Source organism: Chitinophaga sp. Hz27 (genome assembly GCF_042263525.1).
Lineage (GTDB): Bacteria > Bacteroidota > Bacteroidia > Chitinophagales > Chitinophagaceae > Chitinophaga.
Map to the genome: position 1 here is coordinate 213,887 of NZ_JBHKFJ010000008.1, position 17,534 is coordinate 231,420.

Annotated in this window: 13 protein-coding genes; 5 read left to right on the forward strand and 8 right to left on the reverse strand. The window is 42.7% G+C overall.

What is annotated here, in order from left to right; genetic code table 11:
* Window positions 1-62: 62 nt before the first annotated feature.
* A complete protein-coding gene (gene porU, locus ACE38W_RS20065; RefSeq protein WP_375833778.1) occupies window positions 63-3,410 on the reverse strand; it encodes a type IX secretion system sortase PorU in 3,348 nt (1,115 codons plus the stop codon).
* Between the two features lie 267 nt (window positions 3,411-3,677).
* Here porU and ACE38W_RS20070 point away from each other — a divergent pair, with 267 nt between their 5' ends.
* The gene (locus ACE38W_RS20070) at window positions 3,678-5,228 is read left to right on the forward strand and encodes an SUMF1/EgtB/PvdO family nonheme iron enzyme (protein WP_375833780.1); all 1,551 of its coding nucleotides are present in this window, start codon (window positions 3,678-3,680) and stop codon (window positions 5,226-5,228) included.
* Window positions 5,229-5,363: 135 nt separating this feature from the next.
* Here ACE38W_RS20070 and bcp read toward each other — a convergent pair whose 3' ends face one another.
* The 7 genes from bcp to ACE38W_RS20105 all read right to left on the reverse strand — a co-directional run bounded on the left by bcp (window position 5,364) and on the right by ACE38W_RS20105 (window position 12,759).
* Entirely contained in the window at window positions 5,364-5,828 is a 465-nt protein-coding gene (gene bcp / locus ACE38W_RS20075; protein ID WP_375833783.1) for a thioredoxin-dependent thiol peroxidase, read from the reverse strand.
* Window positions 5,829-5,839: 11 nt separating this feature from the next.
* Window positions 5,840-7,534 carry a M23 family metallopeptidase gene (locus tag ACE38W_RS20080; RefSeq protein WP_375833784.1) on the reverse strand — a complete coding sequence of 565 codons (1,695 nt, stop codon included), beginning with the start codon at window positions 7,532-7,534 and terminating at the stop codon, window positions 5,840-5,842.
* An 81-nt stretch (window positions 7,535-7,615) separates the two neighbouring features.
* A complete protein-coding gene (locus ACE38W_RS20085) occupies window positions 7,616-8,425 on the reverse strand; it encodes an ABC transporter ATP-binding protein (protein WP_375833787.1) in 810 nt (269 codons plus the stop codon).
* Window positions 8,425-9,225, reverse strand: a complete 801-nt coding sequence (locus ACE38W_RS20090) for an ABC transporter permease (protein WP_375833790.1) — start codon at window positions 9,223-9,225, stop codon at window positions 8,425-8,427. The genes ACE38W_RS20085 and ACE38W_RS20090 overlap by 1 nt, the downstream gene beginning before the upstream one ends.
* Window positions 9,226-9,300: 75 nt before the next feature.
* On the reverse strand, window positions 9,301-11,067 hold the full coding sequence (locus ACE38W_RS20095) for an OmpA family protein (protein ID WP_375833793.1): 1,767 nt from the start codon (window positions 11,065-11,067) through the stop codon (window positions 9,301-9,303).
* 47 nt (window positions 11,068-11,114) lie between these two features.
* Window positions 11,115-12,101, reverse strand: a complete 987-nt coding sequence (locus ACE38W_RS20100) for a PspA/IM30 family protein (protein ID WP_375833796.1) — start codon at window positions 12,099-12,101, stop codon at window positions 11,115-11,117.
* Window positions 12,102-12,105: 4 nt separating this feature from the next.
* Entirely contained in the window at window positions 12,106-12,759 is a 654-nt protein-coding gene (locus ACE38W_RS20105; RefSeq protein WP_375833798.1) for a hypothetical protein, read from the reverse strand.
* A 284-nt stretch (window positions 12,760-13,043) separates the two neighbouring features.
* Here ACE38W_RS20105 and gldA point away from each other — a divergent pair, with 284 nt between their 5' ends.
* From gldA to ACE38W_RS20125, 4 genes are all read left to right on the forward strand, one after another.
* Entirely contained in the window at window positions 13,044-13,952 is a 909-nt protein-coding gene (gene gldA / locus ACE38W_RS20110; protein ID WP_375833800.1) for a gliding motility-associated ABC transporter ATP-binding subunit GldA, read from the forward strand.
* A gap of 83 nt (window positions 13,953-14,035) precedes the next feature.
* Window positions 14,036-15,328, forward strand: coding sequence for a phosphopyruvate hydratase (gene eno / locus ACE38W_RS20115; RefSeq protein WP_375833802.1), 1,293 nt, complete (start codon window positions 14,036-14,038; stop codon window positions 15,326-15,328).
* Window positions 15,329-16,015: 687 nt separating this feature from the next.
* Window positions 16,016-16,297 (forward strand): chitin binding peritrophin-A domain-containing protein, encoded by a 282-nt coding sequence (locus tag ACE38W_RS20120; RefSeq protein WP_375833805.1) that lies wholly within the window; start codon window positions 16,016-16,018, stop codon window positions 16,295-16,297.
* Window positions 16,298-16,421: 124 nt separating this feature from the next.
* The gene (locus ACE38W_RS20125; protein ID WP_375833807.1) at window positions 16,422-17,528 is read left to right on the forward strand and encodes a DUF1573 domain-containing protein; all 1,107 of its coding nucleotides are present in this window, start codon (window positions 16,422-16,424) and stop codon (window positions 17,526-17,528) included.
* The last annotated feature ends 6 nt before the right edge of the window (window positions 17,529-17,534 follow it).

Consider the following 17,534-nt stretch of genomic DNA (forward strand, 5'->3'; position numbering starts at 1 on the left):
TAATATATTAATCATGTAAGGGGTTGATAAGGGGAAGACGGTGTACTTCATATTGCATAGGTTTAAAAAATTACAACTTTTCCGCCCTTGACCTTTTTCTTACCGTTACTGCTAATAGTTAGTCGATAAAGATATATACCTGAGGATAATCTCGCTCCCGAATCCCCAGTACCATTCCAGGGCATTCCATCAAAACGGTTGCTTCCCGGAATTATTGTGTCTTTTAAAGTTTTCATTATCCTTCCACTTAAGTCGAAAACCTGTATTGTTACGATAACCTCTTGTCCTTGTTGATTATGTGTAAATACAAATTTTGTCTGATCATGAAAAGGATTAGGATAGCAGGATACATCTTCAATTACCACAGTGCCATTTTCCGTTACTACAAAATCAATCTCTTGGCTGGCTACATTATTGTACGAATCCCAGGCTTTAATAATGACCCGGTGCGGACCAGCTGTAAGGTTTGATAAAGGGTATGCAACAGTTCCTGTTTTATAGCTATCCAAAGATGCGCTAAAATAATCATTTAATGCAATATATTCTGTATTGTCTAATAATGCAAGAATATTATGGGTCGTATCTAGTCCCAGGATATTTATCCCGCTTGGATCTGCAATATCTGCCAGCAAAATCACATCCTGGCCCACTTTATCTCCATTCACAAACTGCCGGTTATTGATCCAGGCCTGAATTACAGGTCCCGTGTGATCCTCAGGTCCCGTAGCAGTAGCATTTACAGAGAATTGAACATTGTACCCTGCAGCATCCATCGGACCTCCGGTAGCATAGAAGCTCATCTTTCCCTGCCCACCTGCTACATCTGCCGGTATGATCATCGTCAGAGAAAAATTACCATCATTGATGGACTGCTTCCCCCTGAAAATAACTTTATCCTGTTGCTGGAAAGGCGCTACAATGCTACCTGTAGTATTACCCAGTGTATAGGTTGTTACAGCGGCATTAAAGATCGTCGTATATATGATACCGTTATAATCCGGGATCCTGTTGCCTGCTTCATCTTCCAGATGACCAGTAATTTTTACCGGCCGTAATGCGGCCAATTCGACAGTACCAGTGCCGGGCTTTTGCCCGTCTATACTATCCACCACCACTTTCCATTGCGGGTAAGCCAAGGTCAGTGCGGGATCTCCCAGCAGCTGGAATTTACGGTTATTTATGATATCAGTGCTCGTGGCATAAGTCAGATTTTTAGCGTCTCGGGCAGCCTCGCCAAGGCTTTTCCAGCTTCCATCACTGTTACGTGTAAACGCAGCAGAGATATAATTACTGTTCATTATTTTATTAGATGCTGCAAATACTGCTCTCGTAGTCGTCATCAGGGCAATGGCCCCTGAAGGACGTTGCAATAATAACTGCTGTCCCGGCGAAATAACCGCAGGGTTATCAAAAGGCGCAAAATCGCAGGTGGCAGTCAGCAATAAAGGCAGCCTGTCATCATTCTTCCATTCCTTGATGGTATTGGCATCCACTATATTTTCCTCTGCCAGACGGGTGTTACTTCCATGCCCTGTATAATTAACCATGAGCGCCCCCTGGTTTATGCGGCGGTTTAGTTCTTTTACAGCAGCAGGATACTGGGGGCCTCCACTGGTAGTAGTACGCTGATATGCATCTAAATAAATCTTGTTGATATTGAAAGATGGATAGTTGTTGGTGATTTGTTGGGTAAGATATTCTGCATCATCAAAATGCAGGTTATTATCTTCATCATCTGCAATGAAGATCAGCTTATTACGCCAATCGCCCTGGTTGGCCTTTTCCTTGTAATTAATTATTTTATCAACAATAGTGGCTGCTTCTGCAGCAGTTCTTACCGGGATACGTCCGATAGCCACCTGTAATACATTTCGTATATCCGTTCGGTTTATATCATCGGTTGTTTGTAACAGACCAAAATAATCATCTGACACATACGAGCTTACCGGATCCAGGGAAGCGGTACTTTGCCAGGACGGAACCATATTCGTATTGTTTTTCACCCGTTGACGATAATCATAGGAGGCCGCCCCAAACAATAACAAATAGGCAGGTGCTTGTCCGCGGGCATACTGCATTCGGAGGAAATCACGCAGTGCCGTAGGGTCCGGACTTCCGGCCGCAAATTCATTATAGACCTGGTCCATGGTCACCACAGCGGCGCTAAGGCCTTGCTGCGTATGCCATTGGGCCAGTCGTAAGGCCTGTGAATATAAAGCCGGCACGGTGGCAATGATCAAATTCGCATTGACAGCATGCAGGTCTTGATTGGCAACCTGGCCGATAGCCACTGGCAACAAAGCTTTTGAGGGATCAAAGGCCAGCAGCTCCCTGGGCATATCTGTTGGAACAGAACATAACATAGAATCTGCTGTCTGCCGCGTTTTTAGCGCCACTGGTTTCCAGAGGTCTGTCACATCCCAGATTTGCGTTTGTGCGCCAGCGTTATGAAGATAAAAGCCTGTGATAGTGTTTTTTAACTGAGATCTGTCATTTCTAAATTCCAGCATACCGGATGATGGTATTTGTAATGGACATCTGGCGATGATCTCCAGATAATCGAGCCACCCGCGGGCATTATTATCTCCCTGTAAAAAATCTACATCTGCCTTTATAATACTATCACTGATAAATACACCACCCGTGCCAGTAGCCGCGGTAGCAAACGATTCAAATACGTTGCCACTCACTGGCAACAGGTAAGTGGTAGCAGCAGCCTGTTGATTCAGGCTCACCTGGAAATTGCTGCCATTAGCACCTCTGGCGGCTACACGTAAATTTACGGTAACAGCACCATTGGGAATGCCGGGCAAAGAAAATTTATAACTGTGCCGGCTACCCGCAGCAGGGTCCAGACTAAATTCCTCAGCATACCATTGTTTGCCACTACGCAGAAAATTCAGACTATCCTTTTCATAAAAAGTGTGATAATCAAAGGCATATACTTGCTGTTGTGGCGTTTTCAACTGGCTCTCCTGCTGCAATCGGAGACTGGTGGCCTCCGCACCTACTGTCAGAAAATACCAGGCACTGTCAGTATATATATTATACTGATGCAACCAGGAAGAAGTGGAATTGTTATATATCCATTGATGCGGACCAGGCGCATAAAATAAGATATAGTCGTTAGCGTTAATAGTATTATCGCCCCCATCATTTACGAAGAGTGCTATCTGTTGAAGATCATCTGGACGGGGCTGATTGTTCTCAGGCAGCATACGACCATGATTTCCATAGAGTTGTATTTGACTTGCTTTAATCTGATCTGGATTCAGGCCAAGTTTTTTCAGACAAGCAGCATCGATGCGATAGATTCCTGGTTGGCTGACAGCCAGCTTATACCAATTTCCAGTTTGAAGGATGGAATGGTTAGCATAGGGCTGAGCGATTACCAAACTGTTATCAATCATCAAAATAAATAGTAACAGTATATAAATACAGGGTAGTTTCATTATCTTGTTCGACACATTGAGAATAAGTGCCGGGTGCTAGGCCCAGCTTACAAAATAGAGCATAAAAAAATCAAATATATCTTTTTTATTCCTCTGCCTGTAGGGAGAAATAGTGTATGAGCGCAGGTTATATAACGGTTCATTACAAATTAAATTATTTCTACATAAAATAAAAAAGACTACATTTGCGTTTACTGTAAATATAATCGACTAAAGCTGTATCACATGCGTAGATTAACCTCTTTGTCATTGCTCGTAGGTACCAGCGTAATGCTATCCATGACTGCCTGTCACAAAGACGGCGGGGGGCTTTTCGGCAAAAAGAAGGAATCATCTTCTGCTACTGGCTGGAACTACAACGACCCTAAAATGGGAGGTTTCAGCGTGGCTAAGAATAAGAACCAGCAAACCGGACCTGGTCTTGTATTTGTTCAGGGCGGTACTTTTGCCATGGGCGCCACCGAGCAGGACGTAATGGGCGACTGGAATAACATTCCACGTCGTATTACAGTTTCCTCCTTTTACATTGACGAATCTGAAGTAGCAAACGTTCACTATCGCGAATACCTTTTCTGGCTGAGCCGTGTATACGGGGAATCATTCCCTGATGTTTACCGCCAGGCATTACCAGACACCTTGGTTTGGCGTAGCGAATTGGCTTATAACGAGCCATTGGTAGAATATTATTTCCGCCACCCTGCGTACAATGACTATCCTGTAGTAGGTGTTAACTGGAAACAGGCAACTGACTATTGTAAATGGCGTTCCAACCGCGTAAATGAAAAGTTACTGATGGACAAAGGTCTGCTTTCCAAAGCAGATGTTGGCAATCAGTCAGACGATAACACCTTCGACACCAAAGCTTACATGGCTGGTTTGTACGAAGGTACTCCGGGCAAAATGTCTAAAGGTTCCAAAAACGAATTCAAAAACGCGGATGGAACTCCACGTAATGCTCAATTCGAAGATGGTGTAATGCTCCCTAACTACCGCCTCCCAACAGAAGCAGAATGGGAATACGCCGCTCTCGGTTACATAGGTCAGAACCCTGGCCCTTCTAAAAAAGAAGGTAAACATGGGGAAGAGCTGATCATGAACAAACAGGTTTATTCTTGGGGTACCAACACCAGCGGTTTACGTGATATCCGCCGTGGCAACTTCCAGGGTATGTTCCTGGCCAACTTCAAACGCGGTTCCGGTGATAACATGGGTGTGGCCGGAGGTTTGAACGACCGTGCTTCCATTCCAGGACCGGTTCGCTCCTTCTTCCCTAACACTTTCGGTATCTATAATATGTCCGGTAACGTTGCAGAATGGGTACTTGACGTGTACAGACCACTCAGCCCTATCGATGGCGATGACTTCAACTACTTCCGTGGTAACAAATTCCAAACTGTGTTCCTGAATGGCGACAAAGAAATGGAAAAAGATAGCCTCGGTCATATCAAAATGCGTGATGTAACAGATGAAGAAAGTGCTAACCGTCTTAACTACCAGAAAGGTGATGTTATCAACTACCTTGATGGTGACTCCCTCTCTATGGTGGAATATGGTTATGGCATAACTACCCTCATCAACGACAAATCTCACGTTATCAAGGGTGGTAGCTGGAATGACCGTGCTTACTGGCTTTCTCCTGGTACCCGCCGTTACATGCAGGAAGATATGGCAACGAATACAGTAGGTTTCCGTTGCGCTATGGACCGCGTAGGTAGCCCAGAAGGTAACAAGTTCAAAACTGGTAACCTGTTCAAAAAACAACGCCAGAAGAGATAATTGCTAATTAGAACTTCTCATAGAAAAGCCCCCTCTGCATAAGAGGGGGCTTTTTATTTTTATGTTTTTCCAACAAAAAGACCTGGTCTTTACTGAGAAGAGACCAGGCCTTTTTGTTAAGAAATATCAAGTAAATTATTTCCAGAGTGCTAAAATCTCTTCTGTATGATTTTTAGTATCCGGCTTTTTGATAATGTGATCAATCACCCCATCACCATTGATTAGGAATGTGGTACGATGCGTGCCATCATATATCTTACCCATCATTTGTTTCTCGCCCCAAACACCATACTGGTTTACTACTTTATGATCATCATCTGCCAGTAAAGTAAATGGTAGTTCAAATTTTTCAATGAATTTCAGGTGACTCTGTTCACTATCGGTGCTAACACCAACTACTACGTAACCTTTTTTCAGTAAGTCTGAATAATTATCTCTCAGGTTACAAGCCTGTGCCGTGCAACCAGGCGTGTTATCCTTTGGATAGAAATAGAGGATTACTTTTTTGCCTTTGAAATCGGTCAGTGCGATGGTTTTACCATGCTGATCTTTTCCTTTGAATACAGGCGCTTTATCGCCTTCTTTTAATACTACTGCCATATGAATAATATTTATCTTTTAAATGAGAGTCTGTATTGACCTTCGTTGCCGGCAACATCTGTTACTTTCATCACCAGCATATGAGCGCCAGGTCCGCAATGTTCATCGAAGGTATAAGTAAGTACATTACCCTTACGGCTAAACATTAACCATTTACCATCCAATTCTGCCCTGTAGCTTTTGATGCCGCTGGCGTCACTCATAGCAAAGGATATTTTAGCAGCCTTGCTCAGGATAGCGCCTGGCTTAATACCTATTGGCGTCACTTTGGGCGCGATGGTATCTATTTCCAGGTGGAAGGTACCAAAATCGCGGAAGTTGCCTTTATACCAGCCATTTTCCAGCGTAGTGGCGGAAGTACCGCTGCCTAAGCCTTCTCTTACCATTACCACATTTGATTGCAGGTTTTCAGGAACAGGCTTACTGGCCTTTAATCTCACATCAAAGAAATCATGCACTGGCACTAATGGCGTATGCAGCATGAAGTTATCAGATTTGGCCTTAACAGAATTATTAGGTGTTTCCTGGTAACGGAAACAGATGTTATCATATAATGCTCGTTCGTCCAGATAGAATTCTACCTGGTTATTCTCGAAGATATTTTTAGAATCCGGATACATGGTATTAGCACAAGGCTTTTCCTGTGGCTCCACGCCGGAATGTTGCAAACCAAATTTTACGTTGCTGGTATTACCGTAGGCATCTTTCACTACCAACTCCATGTTATGAACTTCTCCATCAGAGATGTCAATGGTTCCATCGCCATCGAAATCGTGGTAGATATCCAGTTCATTGCCCGGCAATGAGAACATCAGCTGAAGGTAAGGCCCATCTGCTTTCTTCACTTTATAATCGATATGAGCATTGAGATAACGGGTTTCATCATAGCCGATGTTATCCAATTCAAAATCTATATCTGGCTTATCGTTATGGAAAAGTTTCGCTTCGTATATGCCGTAGGTGTTAGGCGTATTATTCATTCGATCGATGGCTGTCAGTGCCAGCCCTGCCTTTGTAGCGGCAACTCTTACTACAGGTTGGGTGGTAACGTATGTATTTCCTACCTTCTTAACCGCCACCATTACAGGCTGCTGCTCATAAATACTTCTTGATCTATCATAAACAGCGATACGATATACTTCAGGCGCTTTACTATCAGGTATTTCAAAGCCAAACAACAATGGGTTTAGCGGCTTTTCGGTTTGTGTATTACGTATTTCGAAATGCAGGTGAGGCCCGGCAGAACCGCCGGTGTTACCACTATATGCCACCAGGTCTCCTTTCTTCACCGGGAATTTTCCAGCAGGAATAGCCAGATCCGTTGCCCAACTTTCGTTCTGGTATTGGTTCTGTTTTACATATGACTGTAAAGCAGGAAAGAAGCTGTTTAAGTGTGCATAAACAGTCGTATAGCCATTAGGGTGAGTAATATAGAGTACATTCCCGAAACCGGTATGAGAGACGCCTATGCGGCTCACATAACCATCTGCCGCGGCATGTACCGGCAGATTCTCACGTTGCTGTGTTTTGATGTCCATCCCAGAGTGGAAGTGATTTGGTCTTAGTTCACCAAAGTTTCCGGCCAGTTCAATCGGAATACTCAAGGGGTTCCTGAAATATCCCTGTGGATAATTCTTTTCAACACCTGGGGTCTGAGCATTCAACAATGTTGGGAGTAAGCAAAATAAACCAATGATTCTCTTCATAACTGCAAATATAGCAAATCGGTTAGTGGTTGAAAGTTAGCGCATTTACTAACAATCAACCACTAAAATCCGGGCCATTTTTTACAGCAGGTCCTGGATCCCATGCACTAATTCATGGAATTCGGGCTCCTTACGGATTTCAGGCTGCCATGCCAGTCCCATAGCACAGAGGTCATACTCCTTGACAATGGTAGCGCCTTCTTTTTCCTGTTCCGCGCCCAGTACCCATACCGTATCTGAAATAGCTGCTGCGTTTACGATATCGTGGCTCACCAGGATCAGGGTATTAGTTTCCTGCAAGGTGGAAACCTTCAATAACAACTGAATCACTTTATTAATCATTAGCATATCCAGGCCGGAAAAGGGTTCATCCAACAGAATGAATTTATTACCGGTAAGCACTTGCTGAATGATACTCACACGTTGGCGCTGGCCACCACTCAGCTGTGCGGGGTATTTTTCCAGATGTTCAGTTAATTGGAATGTATGTGCATAATCCTTGATGACCATCTTCTTCTCTGCATCTGTAAGCTTGATTGTACCATTATCCAACCCAATTTTCAGGTTTTGGTAGATGGTACGGTGGTTGAACAGAATGTAGTTTTGTGGTACAATACCTACTTCCCCTGCAAGCACTGGATGCTGGTCTGAATCAATCAGCACCTCTCCTGTGGTGGGTTTATTTAAGCCTGCTAATATTTTAAACAGCTGTGTTTTACCGATACCACTTCTACCAATCAGTGACACTACCTGTCCTTGCTGCATATCCGGCCGATGAATATCTTTGATACAAAAGTTGATATCCCGAAGGATCACTTTATCACCATATTGTAGCCCGATATTATTGGCACACAACAGGTTTTCATGTTTGGTATATACCTGCGCGTTCATTAGTTTCTGATTTGAAGTTTAGTATAAGGAAATAACCATTCACGGAATTTACCGAGGGTGTAATCGAAGAGAATACCCAGTAAGAAAATTATGACGAGTGTTCCAAACACTACGTCGAGCTGGACGTATTTGTTTGCACGGATCAGCATTACGCCAAGGCCGCCTTCACTCATACTTAAGCCTTCTACTGAAGTGATCATCAGCCATGCAATGGCAAAGTTTTGTCGCATCACTTCAAAAACCTGGTCTAATCTCCCTACAATAACCACTTCCCACAAGGCTTTCCAGTTATTCATACGAAGTGTAGTACATAGTTCGAATTCCTGATTATTTATATTATCAATAACAGATAACAAAGACGTCACAAAGAAGGGAACGATACCAAATATGAGCAGACTCATTTTCAAGTCATGTCCATCTTTTGTTAGGAGCGTAAACAGGAAAATCAAACCTGTAAGTGTGAGATAACGGCACTTGATTACAAATCTGGCAATAGGATTGAAAAAAGGCACTATCGACAGATAACTAACTATTAATGCAATGATGATAGAGATCAGCATTCCTTTTACGGTCAGCATTACACTGCTAAAAAGATTATCCACAAATCCCGGTGCCTGAACTATTTCTGTTAAGGCATGTAAAACCCTTGATGGAGTGGGTATTAATCCTCCTCCGCTCAGTTGCCAGCAGGCTATTGCCAGGATAGCTTCTGCTATTACCAGCGTGAGCATAGTTTTTTTTCCGAGAACCTGCAGCGGAGTAAAAATCCGCAGCAGCTGCCTGTTTTTAATGTTTGACATGTTAACGTCGTTTGAAAGTGCCGGTGAAGCCATTTGCATTCACCGGCTATAGGTATAGGTATAAAGGGATAAATATTACAGACCCAGTACTACTTGTACACGTCTGTTCTGTGCACGGCCTTCATTGGTATTGTTATCAGCAACAGGTTTGGCAGAACCATAACCTTTTGATTCGATACGATCTGCAGATAATCCTTTAGAAAGCAGATAGGCTTTTACAGCGGCGGCACGAGCTTCGGATAATTGCTGGTTAGCAGTTTCGTTACCAACGTTATCGGTGTGTCCATACACGCCCAGTTTAAGGCCTTCCGCTACCACCGCACTTTTCAGTATTTCATCCAGTACTGCATGTGAGGCAGCTTTGATATCAGATTTACCTGTTTCAAATTGCACCTGGTATGCCTTGGAAGAAACTTCATTGGTGATGCTTTCCGCATACTTCTCCTTGATAGCCGTACCTTCTAGCAGCTCAGGGTGATTAGCTACCACAGATGCCAGGAAAGACTTATCAACCACCTGTGTATATACTGGGTACACCGGCATGATTTCAGGATACATTTTAGTCATGATATCACCGAAAGTGTTATACACGATCTTGTACCTGTCTATATTATCTTTACCTAAACCGAAGTTGTTGGCAGCATCCGCGAGGTTGAAGGCAAGAGAACCACCCAGCGCAACCGTTTGTCCCTGTGCATCTTTTTCTTCTACACCATTGTAATACTTCAACCAATACGCACCATCCTGTTCATTATACACTTTCGCAGAAACGTTACCAGCAAAGGATTTCGCGTCATTAAATGATCTTACCTGATCACCTGCCTGGGCCAATGCCATAATCAGGTTTTCCATATCCGTACGGTGATCGTAAGCGAATTTTTTAATGGTGATGGTGATGTTCGGCATCTGAGATGAATACTCACGTGTAGACGCGATATTTACCAGACCGCCTTTTTTATGCGCGATGTTTACGTCACCAGGAGTCCAGGTGGCAACGGCATCAACACCTACGGTAGTATCTCTTGCGACCTTCTTACCATTTATCACCAGCTTGCGTGGTTCTTTGTAACCAGCGATATATTTAGCGCCGGCATCAAGGAAATCATTTGCTGCGATGATATTAATAGCAGTTGGATCATAAGTTGTTTCATCTGGATTCACGCGCAAACCGTTATCTCCAGCCCATTTCAGCAAGATGTTGATATCACCGTCGCGGAGTACGCCTGCTACTGTTTTACCTATGGCGCTCTTAGGATCACGTTTCCATTCAACAGGGCCCATCAGTTTATCTTCACCATAGCTTTTACCCATAGCGTAGAAAGCGATTGGCTGATAGTCGGGACCCAATGGCTGCAGTTCCTTTGTCAGCGCGGCAAAGAAGGCTGGCATACCATCACCCATGAAGGAGGCAAAAACACCCGGTGTGTTAGGGTTATCTTTGTATTCTTGTGCAAATTTTACCATGTCGGCGATAGATTTATTACAATCATCCTGACGAACCAGGCTTACATCCAGTTTCGCTTTATCGATTAGCGAACCCTTTGTCGTGTGTACGCCACCGTTAGCATACATCAGCGCAAACTGTGAGTTCCAGGCCATTACACGCCATGATATTTTAGTACCACCGTTAACTACTGACTCATCAGAAGGCAGTTGTATTTTAACAGCGTTGTTACCTAACGATGCCTCAGCAGCATCAGGGAGTTGTACCTTACCGATTTCGGTAGCGGTTTTAGCTTCTTGCGGACGTTTATCCCACCAGAACATTTTACCGGCATAGATGGCACCAAGAAGCAATACGATGCCAAGAACCTTTCCACCAGGTTTCACTTTGACAGACATAAAAATATTTTTAAAACGTTAGTTGTAAGTTGTGTGAGCTTTGAATTTTAGCTTAATAAATCGGAGTAATTATCGGGCGGTAATGTACCAGGTTGGCGAGTTTGGTGTGATGGCTCGTTTTTCCTGATGTCGAGTGTATATGTCTTATCCGGATCGTATGACTCCAACATTTTAAGCCCTTGTAGTTCGAATGTAGCATTATCCAGGTCGATAGATCGCATAAAATCAGCAGAATAGTTGATGGCTTTTTTCATGCTCGACAGTTTGGTAGCGATATCCTCTTTCAGGAACTCCATGGATTGTTCTACCATGAGTTTCTTTTCAGGATCTCCGTTGAAGATTTTCAGTGCAGTGGAAAGGGCTTTATTACCTGAGGTTACGGACTTGTACAGGTCTTTTTTCAGCTCTAATTCATTGCGTGCATCTTCAATCATGTACCCACTGTTTTTGTGCACTTTGGTCAGATAGTCGCCGATACGGGCCAGGTTATCACGTATGGGAGAGAGTTGTGTGATGTACTCTTTGATACGTGCCATCTGTCGAGTAGCGTTGCCTAATTCCGGCAGCAGATTGTTTTGCTGTGCGGCTTTGGCGCGACTCATCAGTTGTTGCATCTCCTTTTCTTTCTCTGAGATTTTCAGATTGATTTTTTCTTTTTGCGCATCTACTTCGACAGATTGGTGATAGAGTTTTTCGCGTTGTTCTTCCATGTCAGAGATATAATCTTCTGCGATGAGGAAGGGATCGAGTTCAATCACCATACCTATCAGTTTTTTCATGATCCATTCGTAGAGATAGAAGAAGCTGAGTCGGAGCTTACGATGTGTGATACAGTACAGGAATACGCCTAGTGCTACGAGTGCTAATCCGAAGTTTAGCGTGTTCCATACTATTTTCGTAAGGATAGGGACTACATAATAGGCGGCAGCTGCGATGAGCCCGAGGCCTATGATTACACCAAATTTACCACCCGGTCTGTTCCAATAGGATTTAAGCTTTTGGCTCGATTCAGACGGGAAATACTGTGTTTCCATGGCATTACAGGGATGATTCAAATTTCTGGATATCGTTGTTTATTTTTCTAATCATTGCCTCACTGGCTACCTGATATCCACGGCGGCTGTTGAGGATTTTTTCTTCCTGGTCTTCGACTTCTTTTTTCAGTTCGGAGGCCTGTTGTTGCGCTGCTGTTATCTCCTGTGTTAGTTGCTGTATCAGTGTACTGTTATCAGCGATCTTTTGTTGCAGGGCCTGCATTTCATTGCGGCGCTTTTCTACTTCATCAGATTCTTTTGCACCTGCTGCTTTATCAAAAGCCGCTTTATCTTCTTCGATAATCAGCTTATATTTTGCAGCAGATGTGATTAGGCTTTCTTTTGTTAAGCCTTGTACACTGAGTGTAGCAAAAACAACAGGTATACGGGCGTTTTCGTCCGGCAGATGTTTCTGCAGTGCTTCCATCATTTTCCAGAACTCAAAGTAGTCCGGACCTGGAAGATTGCTTTTTTCAAATAGTCCTGTGAAATGCTGTTCAAATTTGTCAAGATCGGCTCCAGAAATGGCGGAAGGAGTGTTTGTTGTTGACTGAAAGTTGGTCAGCGGGAATTTTTGCGACAGGGGGGACTGATCCTGGCTGTTCGCAGGTTCGTTACCGGGTTCAAATTCCACAAAAAGGCCCAAAGCTCTTTTCATAAAGTTTGACATCGAAGTTTACATTGATGTGAAGTTTTAGAGAGTTGTTTTTGTTTGTTTAGCTATCCGGGTTATGCATAACGTATAGGTGTGCCAGTTAATGCAAGAGGTATGCCAATTCACTAAAACTATGTTAAAATTACTTTTTCACTAGATGATCATCAGATAACACGCATATATATAACCACTTATATTTCATATATTTAAGAAGAAGTTTTATATAGCACAATAAAACCTGAATGATTTACGTACTTTAGGTGCCGCAAAAGAGGAAATTAAAACCGATGTCAATAAAAGTTTCATCACTAACAAAAATTTACGGAGAACAAAAGGCTGTAGATGCCATCTCCTTTGAACTTAAAAAAGGGGAGATTACCGGGTTTCTTGGACCTAACGGAGCAGGTAAATCTACCACGATGAAAATGATTACCGGTTTCCTCCCTCCTACCAGTGGCTCCGCAACTGTTTGTGGCTTCGATATCGTAAAAGAATCGTTGGAAGTCCGCAAACGCGTTGGATATCTTCCTGAGTCCAATCCTTTGTATTATGATATGTATGTAAAGGAATTCCTGGAATTTATGGCCGGGATACATCAGTTAGGTAAATCTTCTTCCAAAAGAATAGCAGAAGTGATAGCCCTTACAGGATTAACTCCCGAAAGCAAGAAAAAACTGGGTGCGTTATCAAATGGTTATAAACAGCGTGTTGGGCTGGCACATGCACTATTACATGATCCGGAAGTATTAATTTTGGACGAGCCTACAACCGGTTTGGACCCAAACCAGCTGGCGGAGATCAGAGGCCTGATAAAAAACCTGGGAGCAGATAAAACAGTCGTGCTTTCTACCCATATCATGCAGGAAGTAGAAGCCCTCTGTGACCGTGTGATGATCATCAATAAAGGAAAAATCATTGCAGACGATAAATTATCCACTCTTCAGCAATCTGGCGGAAATAACGGTTATGTACAGGTTAGCTTCGGCGAAGCTGTAACAACAGCCGAACTACTGGCTATTGATGGCGTAAGTCATACAGAAGCCCAGGAAGGCAATTCCTGGAGGCTTTATGGCAGCGAAGTAGAGCAACTCAGAAAAAACCTCTTACATTTTGCTTTGATTAATAACAGGAACATACTTTCTTTGCAGAGCAATTCACAAAGCCTGGAGACCATATTCCGGGACCTGACGAAGTGATCCCTGGTTTTTGCGCCCGTAATTGTGCTGATTATCAATATTATACAGTACTAGCCATATAACAATTTTTTAATTTTCGAACTATGAGTATTATTTCAGAGATCCATGCCAGACAAATTCTGGATAGCCGTGGTAATCCTACTATTGAAGTAGACGTAACAACTGAAGATGGTCATTTTGGCCGTGCAGCGGTACCTTCCGGAGCTTCTACAGGTAAACACGAAGCAGTTGAACTGCGCGACAATGATAAGAGTGTTTACATGGGTAAAGGCGTACTGCAGGCTATTGCCAACGTAAATGAAATCATTGCTGAAGAACTCGTAGGTTGGGATGTTACTGACCAGACTGGTATAGATAAAATGCTGATCGAACTGGACGGCACTCCAAATAAAGCTAAACTGGGCGCTAACGCTACCCTGGCTGTTAGTATGGCCGTAGCTAAAGCTGCTGCTGAAGTGTGCAACCAGGAACTGTATCGCTACCTCGGTGGTGTGAATGCTTTCACCCTGCCTGTACCTTTGATGAACATCATCAACGGTGGCGTTCACGCTGATAACAAAATCGATTTCCAGGAATTCATGATCGTTCCTGTAGGTGCATCTACCTTCTCTGAAGGTCTCCGTTGGGGCGTGGAAGTATTCCACCACCTGAAATCCGTTCTGAAAAAGAAAGGTTACAGCACTAACGTAGGTGATGAAGGCGGTTTCGCTCCTGAAATTCAGAGCAACGAAGAAGCTATCGAAACAGTACTGGAAGCTATCAAAGCTGCTGGTTACGTTCCTGGCGAACAAATCGCTATCGCATTGGATGCTGCTTCCAGCGAAATGTTCAACGATGCTGACAAAACTTACAAATTCTACAAATCTTCTCAGAAAGTTATCTCCAGCGATGAGATGGTAGCTTATTGGGCAGAATGGTGCGCTAAATATCCTATCGTTTCTATCGAAGACGGTATGGCTGAAGATGACTGGGCTGGTTGGAAAAAACTGACTGAAGCAGTTGGTGATAAAGTACAGCTGGTAGGCGACGATCTGTTCGTTACCAACGTTAAACGCCTGAAAGAAGGTATCGACCAGGATATCGCTAACAGCATCCTGATCAAAGTTAACCAAATCGGTACTGTTACTGAAACGATCGATGCTGTTAACATGGCACACAAAGCTGGTTACACTTCTATCATGTCTCACCGTTCTGGCGAAACTGAAGATGTTACCATCGCTGACCTGGCAGTTGCACTGAACTGCGGACAAATCAAAACTGGTTCTGCTTCCCGTACCGATCGTATGGCTAAGTACAACCAACTGCTCCGCATCGAAGAACAACTGGGCACCAACGCTATTTACCCTGGTAAAAGCATCCGCTTCGGTAAAAAATAATCAGGCATCTCCTGAAATATTATAATAAAAAAGCCGTCTCAAATATGAGATGGCTTTTCTATTATCCTAAGCAAAAAATGATGTTCCTATACACTAGAAATGTTTATTAAAATAATACTTACCCTATAGAATTTTCACAATCCATACGTGATAAGTGTTTCAATTTTTTTCAGAAAATCAGCAAAAAAATCAGCAACAATCGTTTGCATTTTTCATCATTACTATTTATTTTCACCTTAACGAATAATGCCAGTAAATACACGCCGTACGACCCTGTGAAGTGAAGACCTTACCAATTGTTTTTTGTTAACCTTAATTAAATAGAATGCACAACCTTAAAAGAACTATTAATAAAATAAAACCAATACCATTAAATAAATTTCATCACGAATCAACTCTTAACACAAGCATTTAAAACCAAATAAATTATTATCTCAATAACCTTATTTGCTGTGCAAACGCGGCAGAATAAACCTTTGATCTTACCGGTATGACCTGTATGAAATATCCTTAAACGAATCATTTTAAATCACCTGTTCCATTAATTACTTACTGTATCAACTTTTGATACGGAGTGGAATTTTCATGTCATATTCTCTGTTAGTACATGCAGAAAATATGTGCACGGGCCTTCTATTGCCTATTGTTTTCAATAGATATATTTTCTAAACACTTAAAAAAAAACAAATGAAAAAAATCAAACGCGCATTTCTCGTGGCTGCTATTGCCACATCGGCACTGGTTTCAACCTCTTTGTCTGCACAATGGTATGGTTTACCATGTGACATCAACATCCAACCTCCTTTCGTTTCTGATCCCGTAGAATGTAATGCCTACGGCGAATGCGTTGCTGACGGCTCAGGTGGTGGCGTATGGGTAAAGCACTACTGCCCTACCGGCCTTAACTGGCATTGCATTGAGCTTTGCTGCGATTGGCCTTGGGAAACCGAAAAATGCTGCCCTTGGTAGTATGCAATCCCTGTACTGGTGACAAATTCATTTACACCAGCAACAGTAAGTACAATTGCGCTACTTTAATCCAGGTATACCGGAAATTCAACATTTCCGGTATACTTTTAAACATTCAGATACAATGAAAACAAGTTCATTCCCTTTACAAAGATTTGGACGATACCTGATAGGAAGCATAGCAATACTAATGTTCGCTTGCAGTAGCTCTCATACAAATCAAACCAGTTTAAACAATGTACCATTTGCATTTGCTGTAGATAAAGCTACCTCACTGAAAAAGGGAATAGTAATGCTTTCGGGGGAGGTTGGCACTACCTCATCACTCTTCCTGGAAGCTGATTTATCTAATGATGAAAGCTATGCGAATAAGTTTTATAAAGAGAATATCCTTGTAAGAATAGATGGAAATGCCAAAGGATTTGAGTGGTTATCCCAAATCCTTGACAACAAAAAAACACCTATCGTTCTTTACTTTGATAAACATTTGAAACTAGGAGGAATCACTGAAGGACCACAGACTAACACCGCTATCCTTGCTGCTATCGATAGTGTGAATGCCGGACATCAGTTCATTCGGTTAACCGACAACTTATTACCAGGTAATAACAATGTTGCAACACAACTTTCATATGTACAGCAATTACTGAATATTCAAAAAACTTGGGAAGCCCGTGGTGTTATTGATAAATGGGAACAAGACACCAACTATGAATCGTCTTTGCTACAATCCATTTCAAAACATTCCTACTTCTATAATAATTACCTGATGGCAAAGATGTTTGCAGCACGAAGAGACACTGTAAATATGGTACGTTATGCAAATACAGCATTATCATTTATTGATGCGCATTCGGTGGACCTTTTCGCTGCATTAAGAATGGAAATGAAACTCCTTGCAAGGCCCGAGCGAAACATTGACAACGCGCCATATCTGGCTGTAGGTAGCACCTCGGTTGATTTGGGAACGGTTAAAAGCGGATCTTATACCAAAACGTCCATCATTTTTAACAACACTGGCGCGGAGGCACTGAATATATCAACCATAACTACCGGATGCAGCTGCACTATTGCAGGCTTCTCCAAAGCACCTATACCACCGGGAAAAACAGCAAAGGTCGACATTACCTATCATGCCACCACTCCTGGAACATTTTCACGTGCAGTTATAGTATACAGCAATGCTATTAACGCAAAACTCGAAATCATGATTAAAGGAGTCGCCATTTAATCAAAT

Coding starts and splice junctions, on each gene's coding strand:
- porU (WP_375833778.1), bottom strand. CDS start 3,410: ATGATTGATAACAGTTTGGTAATCGCTCAGCCCTATGCTAACCATTCC.
- ACE38W_RS20070 (WP_375833780.1), top strand. CDS start 3,678: ATGCGTAGATTAACCTCTTTGTCATTGCTCGTAGGTACCAGCGTAATG.
- bcp (WP_375833783.1), bottom strand. CDS start 5,828: ATGGCAGTAGTATTAAAAGAAGGCGATAAAGCGCCTGTATTCAAAGGA.
- ACE38W_RS20080 (WP_375833784.1), bottom strand. CDS start 7,534: ATGAAGAGAATCATTGGTTTATTTTGCTTACTCCCAACATTGTTGAAT.
- ACE38W_RS20085 (WP_375833787.1), bottom strand. CDS start 8,425: ATGAACGCGCAGGTATATACCAAACATGAAAACCTGTTGTGTGCCAAT.
- ACE38W_RS20090 (WP_375833790.1), bottom strand. CDS start 9,225: ATGTCAAACATTAAAAACAGGCAGCTGCTGCGGATTTTTACTCCGCTG.
- ACE38W_RS20095 (WP_375833793.1), bottom strand. CDS start 11,067: ATGTCTGTCAAAGTGAAACCTGGTGGAAAGGTTCTTGGCATCGTATTG.
- ACE38W_RS20100 (WP_375833796.1), bottom strand. CDS start 12,101: ATGGAAACACAGTATTTCCCGTCTGAATCGAGCCAAAAGCTTAAATCC.
- ACE38W_RS20105 (WP_375833798.1), bottom strand. CDS start 12,759: ATGAAAAGAGCTTTGGGCCTTTTTGTGGAATTTGAACCCGGTAACGAA.
- gldA (WP_375833800.1), top strand. CDS start 13,044: ATGTCAATAAAAGTTTCATCACTAACAAAAATTTACGGAGAACAAAAG.
- eno (WP_375833802.1), top strand. CDS start 14,036: ATGAGTATTATTTCAGAGATCCATGCCAGACAAATTCTGGATAGCCGT.
- ACE38W_RS20120 (WP_375833805.1), top strand. CDS start 16,016: ATGAAAAAAATCAAACGCGCATTTCTCGTGGCTGCTATTGCCACATCG.
- ACE38W_RS20125 (WP_375833807.1), top strand. CDS start 16,422: ATGAAAACAAGTTCATTCCCTTTACAAAGATTTGGACGATACCTGATA.